The organism is Photorhabdus aballayi, from assembly GCF_026153155.1.
In the GTDB taxonomy this organism is placed as follows: Bacteria; Pseudomonadota; Gammaproteobacteria; order Enterobacterales; family Enterobacteriaceae; genus Photorhabdus; species Photorhabdus luminescens.
Window position 1 is genome coordinate 20,335 of record NZ_JAPFCD010000047.1, and the last position, 16,943, is coordinate 37,277.

Genomic DNA, 16,943 nt, shown 5'->3' on the forward strand with positions numbered 1-16,943 from the left:
AGCGGCTTTCTGATGTTGTGACATCAAATTAATGAAGAAATTTGGCGCTGGTTTACAGCGCCATTATTTTTGCAACAAGAGTCATTAAAATTTTGTTTGGCAATTTCAGTTATCCATTTTGCTATTGAAATTCAACTCTTCCATTGCTCGTGGCAATGTCGCATGGAAGCTAAGGTGATTTTCGACCAATTGAATTCTGGCCCGGGCCAGTGTTTTTAACGGCTGAAAGGGAATATCACAAACAGCGATATATTTATCCTTACCCACTTCATCAATAAAGCGTTGGAAAGCGTGCAACCCACCTGCATCCAGTACAGGAACGGCATCCCATTGCATGAGGATGGTCTGATAACTGGCGCTTTCTTGTTTTAATTCCGTGAAAATGCGTTCAGCGGCGGCAAAGAATAGCGGGCCATTAATACGGACAACCAGCAGACCTTGAGCGACATTTGTTTGTGGCAATTGACTAATGCGAGTCATATTGGCTATTCGACGCATAAATAGCAGTGAAGCTAATACGATACCAATCGTAATGGCGATAACCATATCAAACAGTACGGTGAGCGACATACAAAGCACCAGCACAATGATGTCATCCTTTGGCGCACGGCGCATTAGGTCGATAACTTTATGTATTTCGCTCATATTCCAGGCGACCATGAGCAACAAAGCGGACATAGCGGCCAGAGGAAGATAGGAGAGCATGGGCGCCAATGCCAGTAAAGTTAATAACACGAGCAGAGAGTGAACAATGGCTGAAACCGGTGATGTTGCGCCAGCTCGGATATTGGCGGCTGAACGGGCGATGGCGGCGGTAGCGGTAATACCACCGAAGAATGGCACGACAATATTTCCTAATCCTTGACCAATCAATTCACTGTTTGAGTGATGTTTCTTACCGGTCATCCCATCCAAAACCACAGCACAAAGTAGTGATTCAATAGCACCTAACATTGCCATTGAAAAGGCGGCGGGTAATAGGGCTGAAACCGTTGTCCAACTGATATCAACCTGATGAAAACCCGTATCGGGTAAATGCCACGGTAAAACAAATTGCGGCAGGATGGGGGGAATGCCTTGCCCTTGGGTACCGTCGTTCAATATATAACTGAATTCAGAGCCAATGGTAGCAACATGTTGATCGAATAAGTTCATGATCCCCATCACAGCCGTTCCTGCAATGAGAGCGGGGAGATGCCCGGGTAATTTCAGTCCAAGCTTGGGCCAATAGATCAGAATGGCAAGCGTTGTTAGACCAATCAGCGTATCACTCAAATGCAGTGTTGGCAGTGCATGAAATAGCGTTGCAGCCTTATTGATATAATTCTCTGGCATATGTTCCAATTGCAGGCCAAAAAAATCTTTTACTTGCATAGTTGCAATAGTTATTGCGATCCCGGAAGTAAAACCGAGTGTTACGGGTAGAGGAATATACTCGATCAATTTACCAACGCGGGCTAATCCCATCACCAGTAAAATAATGCCTGACATTAAGGTTGCAATGAGCAAACCGCTCAGACCAAATTGTTGAGAGACCGGATAAAGAATGACAACGAAAGCGGCGGTCGGGCCGGAAACACTATAGCGTGAGCCGCCGGTGATCGCGATTACTATCCCGGCGATAGCGGCGGTATAAAGCCCATATTGCGGCGCGACGCCACTCCCGATTGCCAGCGCCATAGCGAGTGGAATGGCGATAATACCAACAGTAATACCAGCGATAATATCTTTAGTTAAACGAGCAAAAGAGTAGGCTTCTTTCCAACAAGCATCAATTACAGCACTAAACGGCCGTATGCCGTTCATTCTACGAGTTTTCATCTGTGCATAAACCAAAAATATAGAGGGAAAAAGCAATAAGGTTGTTACAGCCGAATTGCAAGACCAAACTACAAAAATAGTGCTTTTAGTTCAAAGCGATAGCGCTATAAATCAAACTTAATGTTAATAGCTTAACGGCAGGGAAGTGAAAAGTAAAAGGGAGAATAGTGTTCTTATCGCTGTAAAGTATGCTGGAATCGATTTCTATTAAGTATCTATTCTTATTGGTGAATATTGTTGAACTCACTTTATAGAGAATCTAATTAATATTTTTAAATTTGAAGCTATATGTTTTCTCTATTAATTATGAAATTTATTTTTTTATTTTTATTATGAATTAACAGGGTTGATTACAATTTTCAATTGTTATTGTTAGGAAATTAAATAATTAATTATGCATTCACCACATGTATTGATTATGACCGGATTAAATTAGCTATATTGGATATTTTTACGTATGATGGTTTTCATTTAATTTTTGGATGTAATTTAACCAATGCTTTGATATCTCTTAAATATTAGATTAATAATTTGACAGATATAAGAACTCACCCTATTATTTAGGGTGACTCATAGAATTATATGGATTAAATGAGTTGAAAATAGGTAAGTTAAGAATATATGCGTTGAAAGTATGTAGGTTTAAAATATATAAGTTAAAAATATATAAGTTAAAAATGTTTTCTTGTTTAGATGATATTTATTCTGAATGCTTTATTTAAAGTAGGGTTTACTGTTGGAAAATAATTATTAGGTAAGGTAGGAATGTTTAAATGCATAAACATAACAGCAAGATACTTATTATTGGCTCATCAAGTGAGATTGGGAATGCAATTTGCCGGCATGCAGTTGCGAGCGGCTATGAAGTATTAGGTACTTCACGTAAGCCACGTAATGAAGAAATTTATTTAGATGTTATGTCGGATAACAGTGTTAGAGAAACCATTAGCGTTGCAATTGAAAAGATGAAATGTATTGACGCGGTTATCTATACGCCGGCAATGTCATTGGATGGCTTATTGCATGCTCAGGATATTGAGGGTTGGCATGATGTTTTCAATGTCAACTTGTTTGGCGCAGCAAGAGTAGCAAAGTATTTGCTGCCACATTTTATGAAGAATCGTAATGGCGTGATGCAATTTATTTCTTCTACAGCAAGTTTACGTGGAGGAGCCACCGCTTATTCTTGTTCGAAAGCAGCCATGAATGCATTGGTAAAAAACATCTCTAATGACTACGGCCGTTTTAATATTAGGGCTTACACTGTCATGCCGGGATATGTTGATGGTGGTATGTTGCGTCATATTTCTCCAGAAAAAAAGATGGAATTCGCCAGAAACGCCGCATTAAAACGAATGGCGGATGTTGATGAAATTGCCAGTTTTTGTGTGGGGACATTGAGTACATCAACCTATATCACAGGAACATCCCTTTGCATTGATGGGGGATTACGTGGTTAATAACAATATCATAAATCGTGATCTGCAAGCATATTTTCATCAATTATCTGGAATAGTAGGTTGGATTTATGATAAATGTATTTCTTCACCTGGCCTAATATTGTCAATCGCTTTAATGAGAAAAGGTTATTGGTCATTATTCCAATGGTTGGTTACGTTATTTGGAATAGGGACCAAAACTAATTATCAGATATCTTTATCTTGTTTGTGAGTTATTTTATCGGGTAAATGAGAGTCTATACCCTATGGATTTCAAGATGTATCGCGACGGCAAGGGAGCGAATCCACGGGAGCATAGATAACTATGTGACCGGGGTGAGCGAGTGCAGCCAACAAAGAGGCAACTTGAAAGATAACGGGTATATCCCAATAGGTATAATTATTGTAGACAGTTAATCGGAGTGTGTTTTTTGATATATATTTTTACGGAGGGTTTTGAATATTAATTTAATTGCTCGTAAAATATAAATGAAGAATAATTTTAAATATATAAAAATAATAAATTTGGTTTTGTTGATAATAATATTATTACGTTGTTTGGCAAGGTGACTTGATTCCGTGTAATACAAAATTGGCTATTAGTATAAAGTGTATATTTATATTTTTATGAAAGAAAAATAACAATTTGGAGGTGAAGAAAATGGTTATATTAGGCATCAGCGGCCTTCCTAATGCTCAACGTTTTCTGCGAGAGAGTAATCCAGAGGTGAGTAAATTAGACGAACGTATTTGTCAGGGAGTCGATAGTGCGGCTTGTTTAATTATTGATGGAAAAATTGTTGCAGCGGCTGCGGAAGAGCGTTTTACGGGAGAGAAAGGAACGGGGAGATTTCCTGCTAATGCTATTAACTATTGTTTGGCGGAAGCGGGTCTCGTGCAAGATGATATACAGATTATTGCTCACGGCTTTAATTATGATAATTATCGTCGCTTTTTCATGTCGAATGAAAAATTATTCGATGAGGTTTTTAGTGGAAAAACGGTGATTAATGCATTGGCTGCTGAGGGATGGCAGAATATCGAATCACGTTTTCAAGGGGTAGATCATCATTTGGCTCATGCGGCATCCTCCTTTTATCCCAGTTGCTTTCCGTCTGCATTGTGTATTATTTCAGACGGTATGGGTGAAATAGAATCCTTAAGCGTTTATCTTGCTAAAGACCAGCAATTCCAGAAATTATATAGCCAGCCAATTAGTTCTTCATTAGGCATGTTTTATTCTATCTGTACCCGGTTCCTTGGCTTTGTATTTAATAATGATGAATATAAAGTCATGGGACTTGCCGCATATGGTAACCCTGAGCGATATCGCGATATTTTCAATGAATTGGCTCAATTCGATGCAGAGAATGGAACGATACAGATAAACTGGTTACCGCAAGCATTTGATAATGCGGAATATGGTTTTCCCGCTGCAATGGCACAACTGAGCGATATGTTTGGTTTGACGTTGAGAAGTGAAGATGACCCTTTGCTGGATATGCATCAAGATTTTGCTGCCGGATTACAGGAGAAATTTACGCTGTTGCTGAAACAGTTAGTGACTTATTGGCTGCAAAAAACCGGTGAAACATCACTTTGTCTTGCTGGAGGATCGTTCTTAAACTGCAAAGCAAACCAAGTCCTTTGTCAGCTTGATGGTGTGGAGAACGTCTTTGTTCAACCGGCATCGGGTGATGATGGTTCGGCTTTGGGCGCTGCGCTTTTTGTGGCGGGTAGATATCACAATGTTACAGATTCTTACTTTAATCCTTATCTTGGCCCTCGTTTCTCCACCGATGAAGTCCGTAATGTATTATTCCGGCATGGCGGCAATGCGGGAATGAAATGGCGTTATTTGGGACTGAATGATGATTATTTTGTTTCTGCGGCTAAAGATATCGCAGAAGATAAAATCATTGCCTGGTTCCATGATCGAATGGAATTTGGTCCAAGAGCACTTGGCAACCGTTCGATTTTAGCTCTGCCGGCAGGTGAAGAAATAAAGGATAGGATTAATAGCACAGTGAAATTCCGTGAGGCTTTCCGGCCATTTGCTCCGGCAATTTTGGATGAGGATTGCGACACTATTTTTGAGACACGTAATTTAATGCCGACTCGATATATGCTTTGCACCGCCAAAGTAAAACCAGAAATGCTGGAGCCGGTGTCAGGTATTATTCATGCTGATGGAACGGCGCGTATTCAGCTTGTTGAACGTACTTTTAACGCGACTTTTTGGCGATTATTGAAAGAGGTACAGAAGATAACCGGTTATGGTTGTCTGGTGAATACTTCATTTAACGTTAGAGGACAGCCGCTTATTATGTCACCTGAGATTGCAATAGAGACATTTTTGAAAACCTCGCTGGATAAGCTCTATATTGAGGGGTTCGTCGTCTGGAAAGAATAACCTTGATGGCGTCCTGATTAAAATGTTAAATAATTAATTTTGGGATAAGATGTGTTTCTTTGTCATCTTAAAAAAATATCTGAAAATGATATTTGATAATATGGGAACACATCCTTGTTATTTGCAAAATAGAGATTATTTTACTGATAGCTCTTTGATAGTTTATATGCAGCTGCTGAGTTTATTGATGAGATACTTTTGTAAGTTTTAAGTAAAGGAATATCTTCGGCGGCGAGCCTGTAACTAAACCAAGAGTGTTAACCACTATCGTAAACATCCCATCAAAGTAAGCTTGAGTTACTTTCTTGGAAGGTCAATTTCCACTTAATATCAGGCAATATAGCCGTCATTCATCGCGGACAGTCAATCACTATTAAGAATAGTTTTAAACCTATATATAATTTTTGATGTAAATATCATGGTAATTAATAAAATCCTAGCGCATACTTTCTTGTTCATAGACTTAAGCACACTCCAAATAATATAAAAAATTACTGTCTTATGGTAGTTTGGTGATCCATGAACATCGGGCAAGCATAGTTTATTGAAAAATGAACACTTATTTTCTAAATGTGATGTTTCTGTTAAAGAAATAACTTCATCATATTTACTTTGCAAGTAAAAAACTTTTAGACCTTTATTTATTTTTTCAACGGGAGTAAATTCATTGTCCAGAAAATTAAATAGCTCAGCATCTGTGTATATTTTTTCTTGGTTGATTTTATTAATATTATTTATCAAAACATCTTTGGTTATTTTTGGTAAATTTTTAAATGCTTTAACATTGTGGTAGAGATCATATATAGGCGCACCAACCATAGTTATAGTGTTGATTCTGTCATCGATACAACTATTCTTCAATGCGATGTAGCCACTAAAACTCATCGCCAGTAAATGACACCGGTTTTCATGTGAAAAATCTATTACATTAAGTATGTCTGAAAACATGCTAAATGATTCGATGTTAAAGTTTATTTCATTTTCACCAACACATGGCATTTCAGTCAAAATGACTGTAAGATCAAGAGAGTGGAAAATATCTAATGCGCTTATCCACTGCTCTTTCAAAGAAATTATTCCTCCACATATAATTACAATATCTTTTGTTTTTCCATGTTTGATATAGAATCGCTGACGCCTGTCCGAGGTAATTTTTTCTTCCAGATTGTGAGTGGCTATATACATTTTTTTAAACAAGCTAATGTAGTCATCATAGGAACGATGTTGAATTGTCGTCGCCGGATAAGGGAATCTTGCAATATTATATAATCCTAACGCTTCTTTATGATTATCATTTCTTTCTGAGTTTTTGGCTTCCTTCCAAAAAACATTGCCCCAGCCAGATGATGAGTCATCTGACAATGAATCTATAGATAAAAGCAAGTTACTAACTCTTCTATAGATTCCCAAAGTTTTTGCATGTAAAATTACGTAATTTTTCATTTCATCTAACTTATTCATATTTATCTCACAAAAATAAATTTGATTCGTATTCCATAAAATTAGATTTTACTTTATTAAGAAATCTTGAGGCTTCGACACCATCAAGTACTCTGTGGTCAAAAACCATAACTAAATTACAGCTATATACGTCTTTTTCTGTTTGTTCTGGACAACCCAGAGTAAATGTAAATGTAGAACCGGATATAGGGATGCAAAGATTCTGACTTTCCTTACCGAAGGATGTCACAGTGAAACTACCAAACAGAGATGCTTGATTTTTAGGTTTGAATATCAACCATTTAGATATCAATCTTCCTATAAACAGTGGAAGTTTCTGTATCAATCTGATTTTCCTATAGGAAGTCTGTTTTTTGAGTCCTTCTTTTTTTATTAAAGATATCTCTTCGTATATAGTATTTGTTGATTTTTTATCTGCGTTTTCAATAGTGTAAGTATAAATGCCTTCTTGCGATTCGTCTTCTTTGGATATGGTTAACCTTGCGTTGATTGCTTCCATATTAATTAGTCTTATGCTACTACCATATTTCACCATACAGTTAAGATGTCTGAATTCTTTGAACGTCTCACCAATTGCTTTAATTAATACTGATGTTGCATAACTCATTTTACAAGGCGATATATTTATTTTTGTTACAAGGGTAACCCCCTTAATTCCATTTACGATATCTAAAAAAATTAGAGTCTGTTTTCTGTTACTTTGTATTTTTGTTAATTTCATTGTTCATCGCCTCAAGGATTTCGCGCAAATTTCTGCATTCTAATAATTTCTCAATTTCAAATTTGATATTTTTCTCATTTTCTAATTTTATTATCATATACACAAAGGTTAATGAATCCCAGCCGTCAAGATTTGAAAGATTACAATCAAGGTCACTTGATTCAAACTGCATACCGGTTTTATCCTTTAGAAGTGTCAAAAAATTATCAGATTTCATTTAGGACTCCTTCAATATTCACATAAGTGTGTTTGTCATAAATCTTTATTTCCGATAAATTAACTTGGTATAAATAATCTGTTTTGTTTAGAAAGCCGCATTTCTTATAAAAATCTTTAAATTTTTTATTTTTGTTTGTTTCTGTATATTTGGCCGTGAATAACTCACAATTCTTTTTTTTAGCAATGTGCACGATTATATTCATTATGCCAAATTCAACTTGTCGTTCGAATATTCGGCAACTCATTACGATATTTTCTATTAAACATGTTTTCTCAAAGAAAGACAGAAATGCACATCCAATAACTCCATAATCACCCAAATTGTCTCTACATGAGAATACGACAATTTTATTGGAGCTTACTGCAAGAAAGTCTCTTACCTCTTTTATATTCATTCTTATTGTTGTCATATTAAATTGGTTCGTTCTTAATGTTAATTCAGAAATTCTTTCAATATATGACTCTGGATATGTTGTAAAAGTTAAAGTCGTGTTCAGACTTTTTAAGAAATCGCTATTGTCTTTTGATGCAATACGAATTTTTTCGCGTAATTTATTTTGGGAAAATGTTATATTTCTTATTCTATCTGAATCTGTTAATTTACTCTTGATAAAATAATCGAAACTTAATATTCTTTTGATATTTTCCATTATGTTATCTGAAAACTCAAAGACAGTAATGCCGGGAACATTCAATTTAACTTCTTCACATTCATATTTTGTGTCATCTATAAAAAGAACATGCTCTGGGTTGATATTTAGATATTTACATATTCCCTTTATGTTATCACTTTTTCTATTCCAGTTAATTGATGTAAAAGAAAATTTATCCCAGTCTATTTTTAGTTTACCATTAGCTTTCTCAAAGACTTCTCTTACGATGATCTCATCGTTTTTACTCGCTATTGCCAGAATAATACCCTGCTCGTACATCCTTAATAGCCATCTCTGATAAATATTAAAATCGCTGGCCTTTTGTGAAGTCAGAATATTGTCTAAACCATCTTCAGCTATAATACCATCCCATAATGTATTATCTAAATCTGTGATTATACATTTCAAGGATTTACCAGAAATTAGCTTTAATAATTTTATTGTCTCTGTTGCAACATAATTTAAAAACTCTAAAGACGCAACCGTGTTATGTGTTTTATATATATTCTCTGTGGTGTTACTATTAAACTCATTCAGGTTTATAATTTGAAATACAGAACTGCTATTTTCTATGTGTTCGGTAAATTTATAAACCAGCCTCTGAAAGGTTTTTCTGTCATCGAGGCTTAGATATTGATTTAGGTTATGAGCGCGGTAGGGTAATGATGACACAAAGAATTTAGCTTTATCTATTCCGAGATCGTAAAATATATCGATAACTCTTTTTACATCCAGTTTTATATTGTCAATATTTTGTTTTACATCATCTATCGGTTTGCATGTGCCATATTCATCGAGATAAAATGATTCGTCATGAATAATTAAGGCAATATCTGGATTGAAATCTTTTATTATAGATTGGTTTAATGACACATATGATAAATAATTGCTGTAATCAGCCTCCATAAATCTTAAATGGATATTCAGATTTGTGGCTTCATAATTTAGTATAGGTTGTAATGCTTTGTGGCTGAGATTGCAAAGAGCTAAACTATTTATAATTTGCTTAGAGCCTTGCTCTATAGATTTTCCTGAAATCATTTTGTTTAAAATACTATTTGGCATATGCACCTCCTTTTTTTACATGAACTCTTGATGTTAACCAACGAGATGATTCTATAGATATAGCTATGCCATCCTCACCGTCGTTTGCTACATCAAAAAACTCTTTTAACTGAAAGAATAAAGCTGCATTTGCACAATTTCCTATATCAGCGACCTTGGATAAAATATGTGTTTTAGGAAATTCGATTTTATTACATATTACATCAACCATTTTTCCAGATAACTGTGGCGGCATTAGCCACATCTTGTCCGATATTTTGAGGTTATTCTCACTTAAAAATGATTTAAAACTATCTTCGATAAGTTCAGGAACTATTTTTTCAATTAATTTATATTCTTCTTGTAACATAGGGGAGTAATTCATATTTTCCCGCGTTCCCTTCCAGTTAGCGAGTTGACCTATTTTTTCATTCAGTCCTATGTATTTGTAACTAACTTCATTTACTGTTAGAGAGTTTCTTGTTTCCTCGCCAGATAGAATGCAGCCTCCCACACCATCACCAAAGAGAACATAATTTACGACTTCTCTGGTGTCTATTTTTTGATTGCTCGAATCAAATACATTAAGAAATTTATTTGAGCATTCAACCCCTATTACGATTCCTTTTTTATGAAAGCCGCTTTCTAATATATATTTTGCCAGGTTTAATGCTTGTACAGCTCCTGAGCATCCTCCTATGATCTGATAGGTTTCAATATTTTTTATCCCTAACTTGTAGCATGCTTCATTGATGCTAGTTGGCAATAAATAATCAGGTGTTGCAGTTGATGTTATAATAAAATCAATGTCATGATAACTGTTTTTATTTTTCTCTATTAGTTTTTTTAAAACTATTGAGATGAGATCGGATGTATTACTGTTAACCTTACCTGTCAGTATATCGGTTGAAAAATGTCGTCCATAATTACCAAATAGTTTTTCTATTAACTGTGACTTGAAATTAATTAATTTACCGAGTTCTTCATTCGTTATGTTAGTGCCTGGAAGATATGTCTCTACTGATGATATGTACATATTTACCCCCCCATTTTTTATTCTTTATTAATAAGTATATCTTATGTTTTTCGGGTGTAAAGAAGTTACTGAGATAATGATCACAAGCTGAATAATCCACAGTGTACCTGTCGCGGACGTACAATCTGTACAAATGCGAGTTACTGAATTTCGTAAGTGAAGGCGATACTGTGGTGGTGCACAGCGTTGAGTGAGTGATGGTCATTTAGTGATTGTATATCAATATACTATCATGATATAGAATTGATATACATTATTTTGTCATGACTCGGAGAACACATCATGCACCATGCCCAAGGAAAAACCACAGCCAGTTTCTTGATCCGCTTACGTAGTCAGGATACGCCCACTGGGATTAGCGCCGGGACGCTCGATGAACTGGTTAAAGTCACTGGTATGAGTAAAACTGAGATCGCACATCTTGCCTTGCGCAACTTTGCAGATCGTTACCTACCGCACTACGAGAAAGATGACGGACCATTGAGCAATGAGCAGATCTGTGCCATCCGTGAGGCGAGCGCCGCTAGCGACATCGCGGATGATAACTTCACTCAACGCCTGTTCTGATCGAGAGGCAATGATGGCACAGCAGCACAAAACGATCAGGTTTACTCCCCTTGCCACTATCGGCAGCATTGTGTGGTGCCGGTTTCCTGAAAGCGTCGGGATGCCGGGACCGAAACCTCGACCGGCGTTAGTAATTGCTGTATCTCCTACTGATCACGCGGTGATTGTGGTTTACGGCGCCTTGCAGAAAACCCATCAGATTTACCCTGGCGAATTTCTTATTCAGACAACGGACATTGATTTTGAACTGACAGGCCTTGCTTACGACACAAAATTTAACCTAAATAACGAAGTAAAACTGTTTTATGATTCTAACTGGTTTGAAGTTGCGCCAGCTTGGCGTGCGCTGCCAATCCCTATTACGCCGCGTATGGGGACGTTACCAGCCAGCTACTATGATGCTGTGCGACGAGCCGCAGCACACCTCAAAAAATAGCTTTAATTGGAGGGTTATAAACCCTCCATCGTAGGCGTATACAAATAAAAAGCTCAGGTATTTTGAATTTAAGCTCTTCTTTAAAAATCTGTCGGTGAAAATTAGATTGCCATTCAATCTATTTCTATCGGAATTTGTGAAATTATATTCAGGCTAATAATTTACATAAATATTATCATGCATTAAAGAAGAAAGTGACTCTTTTAATTTAAACTTTTTATTAACAAATCTTGTTGATATGAAAATTTTACTTTGCTATTTTAACAGGTATTAAAACTGGAATAGGCATTATATTGACGATCTATTCAGTCAGATTGGAAACTTTGAGCAGAAAATTTAGATTATTATCATAATTATGACGAAAGTTACAGGCCAGGAACCACGTAGTCAGAATCTGATTTTCTATATATTTGTTATTTACATCGTCATAACACAAAAACATAAGAAGCAAATATTGGTACGACCAGTTAGCAAGATAGTTAAACAACAACTTAAATTGAAATTACCCCCATTAAATGGATGGCAAATATGACTAAAAAAATTTCATTCATTATTAACGGCCAGGTTGAAATCTTTCCCGAAAGTGATGATTTAGTGCAATCCATTAATTTTGGTGATAATAGTGTTTACCTACCAATATTGAATGATTTTCATGTGAAAAACATTATTGATTATAATGAAAATAATAAATTACGATTGCATAACATTGTCAATTTTCTCTATACGGTAGGGCAAAGATGGAAAAATGAAGAATATTCAAGACGTCGGACATACATTCGTGACTTAAAAAAATATATGGGATATTCAGAAGAAATGGCCAAGCTAGAGGCCAATTGGATATCTATGATTTTATGTTCTAAAGGCGGCCTTTATGATGTTGTAGAAAATGAACTTGGTTCTCGCCATATCATGGATGAATGGCTACCTCAGGATGAGAGTTATATTAAGGCTTTTCCGAAAGGTAAATCTGTACATCTGTTGGCAGGTAATGTCCCATTATCCGGGATCATGTCTATATTACGTGCAATTTTAACTAAAAATCAGTGCATTATAAAAACATCGTCAACCGATCCTTTTACAGCTAATGCATTAGCGTTAAGTTTTATCGATGTAGACCCTAATCATCCGATAACGCGCTCTTTATCTGTTGTATATTGGCCCCATCAAGGTGATACCTCACTCGCAAAAGGAATTATGCAACATGCGGATGTTATTGTCGCCTGGGGAGGGCCAGATGCAATTAATTGGGCTGTAGAGCATGCGCCATCCTATGCTGATGTGATTAAATTTAGCTCTAAAAAAAGTCTTTGCATTATCGATAACCCTGTTGATTTGACGTCCGCAGCGACAGGTGCGGCTCATGATGTTTGTTTTTACGATCAGCGAGCTTGTTTTTCTGCCCAAAACATATATTACATGGGAAATCAGTATGAGGAATTTAAGCTAGCGTTGATAGAAAAACTTAATCTATATGCGCATATATTACCAAACGCCAAAAAAGATTTTGATGAAAAGGCGGCCTATTCTTTAGTTCAAAAAGAAAGCTTGTTTGCTGGATTAAAAGTAGAAGTGGATATTCATCAACGTTGGATGATTATTGAGTCAAATGCAGGTGTGGAATTTAATCAACCACTTGGCAGATGTGTTTACCTTCATCACGTCGATAATATTGAGCAAATATTGCCTTATGTTCAAAAAAATAAAACGCAAACCATATCTATTTTTCCTTGGGAGTCATCATTTAAATATCGAGATGCGTTAGCATTAAAAGGTGCGGAAAGGATTGTAGAAGCAGGAATGAATAACATATTTCGAGTTGGTGGATCTCATGACGGAATGAGACCGCTACAACGATTAGTGACATATATTTCTCATGAAAGGCCATCTAACTATACGGCCAAGGATGTTGCGGTTGAAATAGAACAGACTCGATTCCTGGAAGAAGATAAGTTCCTTGTATTTGTCCCATAATAGGTAAAAAGTATGGAAAATGAATCAAAATATAAAACCATCGACCACGTTATTTGTGTTGAAGGAAATAAAAAAATTCATGTTTGGGAAACGCTGCCAGAAGAAAACAGCCCGAAGAGAAAGAATGCCATTATTATTGCGTCTGGTTTTGCCCGAAGGATGGATCATTTTGCTGGTCTGGCGGAATATTTATCGTGGAATGGATTTCATGTGATCCGCTATGATTCGCTTCACCACGTTGGATTGAGTTCAGGGACAATTGATGAATTTACAATGTCTATAGGAAAGCAGAGCTTGTTGGCAGTGGTTGATTGGTTAACTACACGAAAAATAAATAACTTCGGTGTGTTAGCTTCAAGCTTATCTGCGCGGATAGCTTATGCAAGCCTATCTGAAATCAATGCTTCGTTTTTAATCACCGCGGTCGGTGTTGTTAACTTAAGGTATTCTCTTGAAAGAGCTTTAGGGTTTGATTATCTCAGCTTACCCATTGATGAATTGCCGAATAATCTAGATTTTGAAGGTCATAAATTGGGTGCTGAAGTCTTTGCGAGAGATTGTCTTGATTTTGGCTGGGAAGATTTAACTTCTACAATTAATAACATGATGTATCTTGATATACCGTTTATTGCTTTTACTGCAAATAACGATAATTGGGTCAAGCAAGATGAAGTTGTCACATTGTTATCAAATATTCGTAGTAATCGATGCAAGATATATTCTTTATTAGGAAGTTCGCATGACTTGAGTGAAAACTTAGTGGTCCTGCGCAATTTTTATCAATCGGTTACGAAAGCTGCTATCGCGATGGATAATGATCGTCTGGATATTGATGTTGATATTATTGAACCGTCATTTGAACATCTAACTATTGCGACAGTCAATGAACGCCGAATGAAAATTGAGATTGAAAATCAAGCAATTTCGCTGTCTTAAAATCTATTGAGATATTCTATCACTCAAATAGCAATATAAGGACTCTCTATGAAATTTGGAAACTTTTTGCTTACATACCAACCTCCCCAATTTTCTCAAACAGAGGTAATGAAACGTTTGGTTAAATTAGGTCGCATCTCTGAGGAGTGTGGTTTTGATACCGTATGGTTACTGGAGCATCATTTCACGGAGTTTGGTTTGCTTGGTAACCCTTATGTCGCTGCTGCATATTTACTTGGCGCGACTAAAAAACTGAATGTAGGGACTGCCGCTATTGTTCTTCCCACAGCCCATCCAGTACGCCAACTTGAAGATGTGAATTTATTGGATCAAATGTCAAAAGGACGATTTCGGTTTGGTATTTGTCGGGGGCTTTACAACAAGGATTTTCGCGTATTCGGCACAGATATGAATAACAGTCGCGCCTTAGCGGAGTGCTGGTACGGGCTAATAAAGAATGGCATGACAGAGGGATATGTGGAAGCTGATAATGAACATATCAAGTTCCATAAGGTAAAAGTAAACCCCACGGCATATAGTAAAGGCGGCGCACCTGTTTATGTGGTCGCTGAATCAGCTTCGACGACTGAGTGGGCCGCTCAATTTGGTTTACCGATGATATTAAGTTGGATTATAAATACTAACGAAAAAAAAGCACAACTTGAGCTCTATAATGAAGTGGCTCAAGAATATGGGCATGATATTCATAATATCGACCATTGCTTATCATATATAACATCTGTAGATCATGATTCAACTAAAGCGAAAGAAATTTGCCGGAAATTTCTGGGACATTGGTATGATTCTTATGTGAATGCCACGACCATTTTTGATGATTCAGACCAAACAAGAGGTTATGATTTCAATAAAGGGCAGTGGCGTGACTTTGTATTAAAAGGACATAAAGATACTAATCGCCGTATTGATTACAGCTATGAAATCAATCCCGTGGGAACGCCGCAGGAATGTATTGACATAATTCAAAAAGACATTGATGCCACAGGAATATCAAATATTTGTTGTGGGTTTGAAGCTAATGGAACTGTAGATGAAATTATTGCCTCCATGAAGCTTTTCCAGTCTGATGTCATGCCATTTCTTAAAGAAAAACAACGTTCGCTATTATATTAGCTAAGGAGAAAGAAATGAAATTTGGATTGTTCTTCCTTAACTTCATCAATTCAACAACTGATCAAGAACAAAGTATAGTTCGCATGCAGGAAATAACGGAGTATGTTGACAAGTTGAGTTTTGAACAGATTTTAGTGTATGAAAATCATTTTTCAGGTAATGGTGTTGTCGGTGCTCCTCTGACTGTTTCTGGTTTTTTGCTTGGTTTAACGGAGAAAATTAAAGTTGGTTCATTGAATCACATCATTACAACTCATCATCCTGTCCGAATAGCGGAGGAAGCTTGCTTATTGGATCAGTTAAGTGAAGGGAGGTTTATTTTAGGGTTTAGTGATTGCGAAAAAAAAGATGAAATGCATTTTTTTAATCGCCCGGTTGAATATCAACAGCAACTATTTGAAGAGTGTTATGAAATCATTAACGATGCTTTAACAACAGGCTATTGTAATCCAGATAACGACTTTTATAGTTTCCCGAAAATATCTGTAAACCCCCATGCTTATACGCCCGGCGGACCTCGGAAATATGTAACAGCAACGAGTTATCATATTGTTGAGTGGGCGGCCAAAAAAGGTATTCCTCTCATCTTTAAGTGGGATGATTCTAATGATGTTAGATATGAATATGCTGAAAGATATAAAGCCGTTGCTGATAAATATGACGTTGACCTATCAGAGATAGACCATCAGTTAATGATATTAGTTAACTATAACGAAGATAGTAAGAAAGCTAAACAAGAGACACGTGCATTTATCCGTGATTATGTTCTTGAAATGCACCCTAATAAAAATTTCGAAGATAAACTTGAAGAAATAATTGCAGAAAATGCTGTCGGAAATTATACGGAGTGTATAACTGCGGCTAAGTTGGCAATTGAAAAGTGTGGTGCGAAAAGTGTATTACTGTCCTTTGAACCAATGAATGATTTGATGCGCCAAAAAAATGTAATCAATATTGTTGATGATAATATTAAGAAGTACCACATGGAATATACCTAATAGATTTCGAGTTGCAGCGCGGCGGCAAGTGAACGAATCCCCAGGAGCATAGATAACGATGTGACTGGGGTGAGTGAGTGCAGCCAACAAAGAGGCA

The 16,943-nt window shown here is 36.5% G+C and carries 14 protein-coding genes; 8 read left to right on the forward strand and 6 right to left on the reverse strand.

The window, feature by feature from the left end; translation table 11 throughout:
- Nucleotides 1-105: 105 nt before the first annotated feature.
- A complete protein-coding gene (gene dauA / locus OO184_RS18875) occupies nucleotides 106-1,821 on the reverse strand; it encodes a C4-dicarboxylic acid transporter DauA (protein ID WP_265380504.1) in 1,716 nt (571 codons plus the stop codon).
- Between the two features lie 773 nt (nucleotides 1,822-2,594).
- Here dauA and OO184_RS18880 point away from each other — a divergent pair.
- A complete protein-coding gene (locus tag OO184_RS18880) occupies nucleotides 2,595-3,281 on the forward strand; it encodes an SDR family NAD(P)-dependent oxidoreductase (protein ID WP_265380505.1) in 687 nt (228 codons plus the stop codon).
- Nucleotides 3,282-3,921: 640 nt separating this feature from the next.
- The gene (locus tag OO184_RS18885; RefSeq protein WP_265380506.1) at nucleotides 3,922-5,673 is read left to right on the forward strand and encodes a carbamoyltransferase family protein; all 1,752 of its coding nucleotides are present in this window, start codon (nucleotides 3,922-3,924) and stop codon (nucleotides 5,671-5,673) included.
- Nucleotides 5,674-6,036: 363 nt separating this feature from the next.
- Here OO184_RS18885 and OO184_RS18890 read toward each other — a convergent pair whose 3' ends face one another.
- Genes OO184_RS18890 through OO184_RS18910 form a run of 5 tightly spaced genes read right to left on the reverse strand, consistent with a single transcriptional unit; the run spans nucleotide 6,037 to nucleotide 10,807 of the window.
- Nucleotides 6,037-7,134, reverse strand: coding sequence for an alpha/beta hydrolase (locus OO184_RS18890; protein ID WP_265380507.1), 1,098 nt, complete (start codon nucleotides 7,132-7,134; stop codon nucleotides 6,037-6,039).
- Nucleotides 7,135-7,141: 7 nt separating this feature from the next.
- Complete coding sequence (locus tag OO184_RS18895) at nucleotides 7,142-7,855, reverse strand: 2-oxo acid dehydrogenase subunit E2 (RefSeq protein ID WP_265380508.1); 714 nt, start codon at nucleotides 7,853-7,855, stop codon at nucleotides 7,142-7,144.
- Entirely contained in the window at nucleotides 7,830-8,072 is a 243-nt protein-coding gene (locus tag OO184_RS18900) for an acyl carrier protein (protein ID WP_265380509.1), read from the reverse strand. Before OO184_RS18900 ends, OO184_RS18895 begins: the two co-directional genes overlap by 26 nt.
- On the reverse strand, nucleotides 8,062-9,792 hold the full coding sequence (locus tag OO184_RS18905; RefSeq protein ID WP_265380510.1) for an HAD-IIIC family phosphatase: 1,731 nt from the start codon (nucleotides 9,790-9,792) through the stop codon (nucleotides 8,062-8,064). Before OO184_RS18905 ends, OO184_RS18900 begins: the two co-directional genes overlap by 11 nt.
- Nucleotides 9,782-10,807, reverse strand: coding sequence for a beta-ketoacyl-[acyl-carrier-protein] synthase family protein (locus OO184_RS18910; protein ID WP_265380511.1), 1,026 nt, complete (start codon nucleotides 10,805-10,807; stop codon nucleotides 9,782-9,784). Before OO184_RS18910 ends, OO184_RS18905 begins: the two co-directional genes overlap by 11 nt.
- 282 nt (nucleotides 10,808-11,089) lie before the next feature.
- Between OO184_RS18910 and OO184_RS18915 the strand changes: the two genes are divergently transcribed.
- The 6 genes from OO184_RS18915 (at nucleotide 11,090) to luxB (ending at nucleotide 16,846) form a co-directional block, all read left to right on the forward strand.
- Nucleotides 11,090-11,374, forward strand: a complete 285-nt coding sequence (locus OO184_RS18915; RefSeq protein ID WP_088373101.1) for a hypothetical protein — start codon at nucleotides 11,090-11,092, stop codon at nucleotides 11,372-11,374.
- Nucleotides 11,346-11,810 (forward strand): hypothetical protein, encoded by a 465-nt coding sequence (locus tag OO184_RS18920; protein WP_265380512.1) that lies wholly within the window; start codon nucleotides 11,346-11,348, stop codon nucleotides 11,808-11,810. The genes OO184_RS18915 and OO184_RS18920 overlap by 29 nt, the downstream gene beginning before the upstream one ends.
- Nucleotides 11,811-12,338: 528 nt before the next feature.
- Nucleotides 12,339-13,781, forward strand: a complete 1,443-nt coding sequence (gene luxC, locus OO184_RS18925; RefSeq protein WP_265380513.1) for a long-chain-fatty-acyl-CoA reductase LuxC — start codon at nucleotides 12,339-12,341, stop codon at nucleotides 13,779-13,781.
- A gap of 12 nt (nucleotides 13,782-13,793) precedes the next feature.
- The gene (locus OO184_RS18930) at nucleotides 13,794-14,717 is read left to right on the forward strand and encodes an acyl transferase (protein ID WP_265380514.1); all 924 of its coding nucleotides are present in this window, start codon (nucleotides 13,794-13,796) and stop codon (nucleotides 14,715-14,717) included.
- A 48-nt stretch (nucleotides 14,718-14,765) separates the two neighbouring features.
- Nucleotides 14,766-15,848, forward strand: coding sequence for a luciferase subunit alpha (gene luxA / locus OO184_RS18935; RefSeq protein ID WP_265380515.1), 1,083 nt, complete (start codon nucleotides 14,766-14,768; stop codon nucleotides 15,846-15,848).
- Between the two features lie 14 nt (nucleotides 15,849-15,862).
- The gene (gene luxB / locus OO184_RS18940; protein WP_265380516.1) at nucleotides 15,863-16,846 is read left to right on the forward strand and encodes a luciferase subunit beta; all 984 of its coding nucleotides are present in this window, start codon (nucleotides 15,863-15,865) and stop codon (nucleotides 16,844-16,846) included.
- Nucleotides 16,847-16,943: the final 97 nt, after the last annotated feature.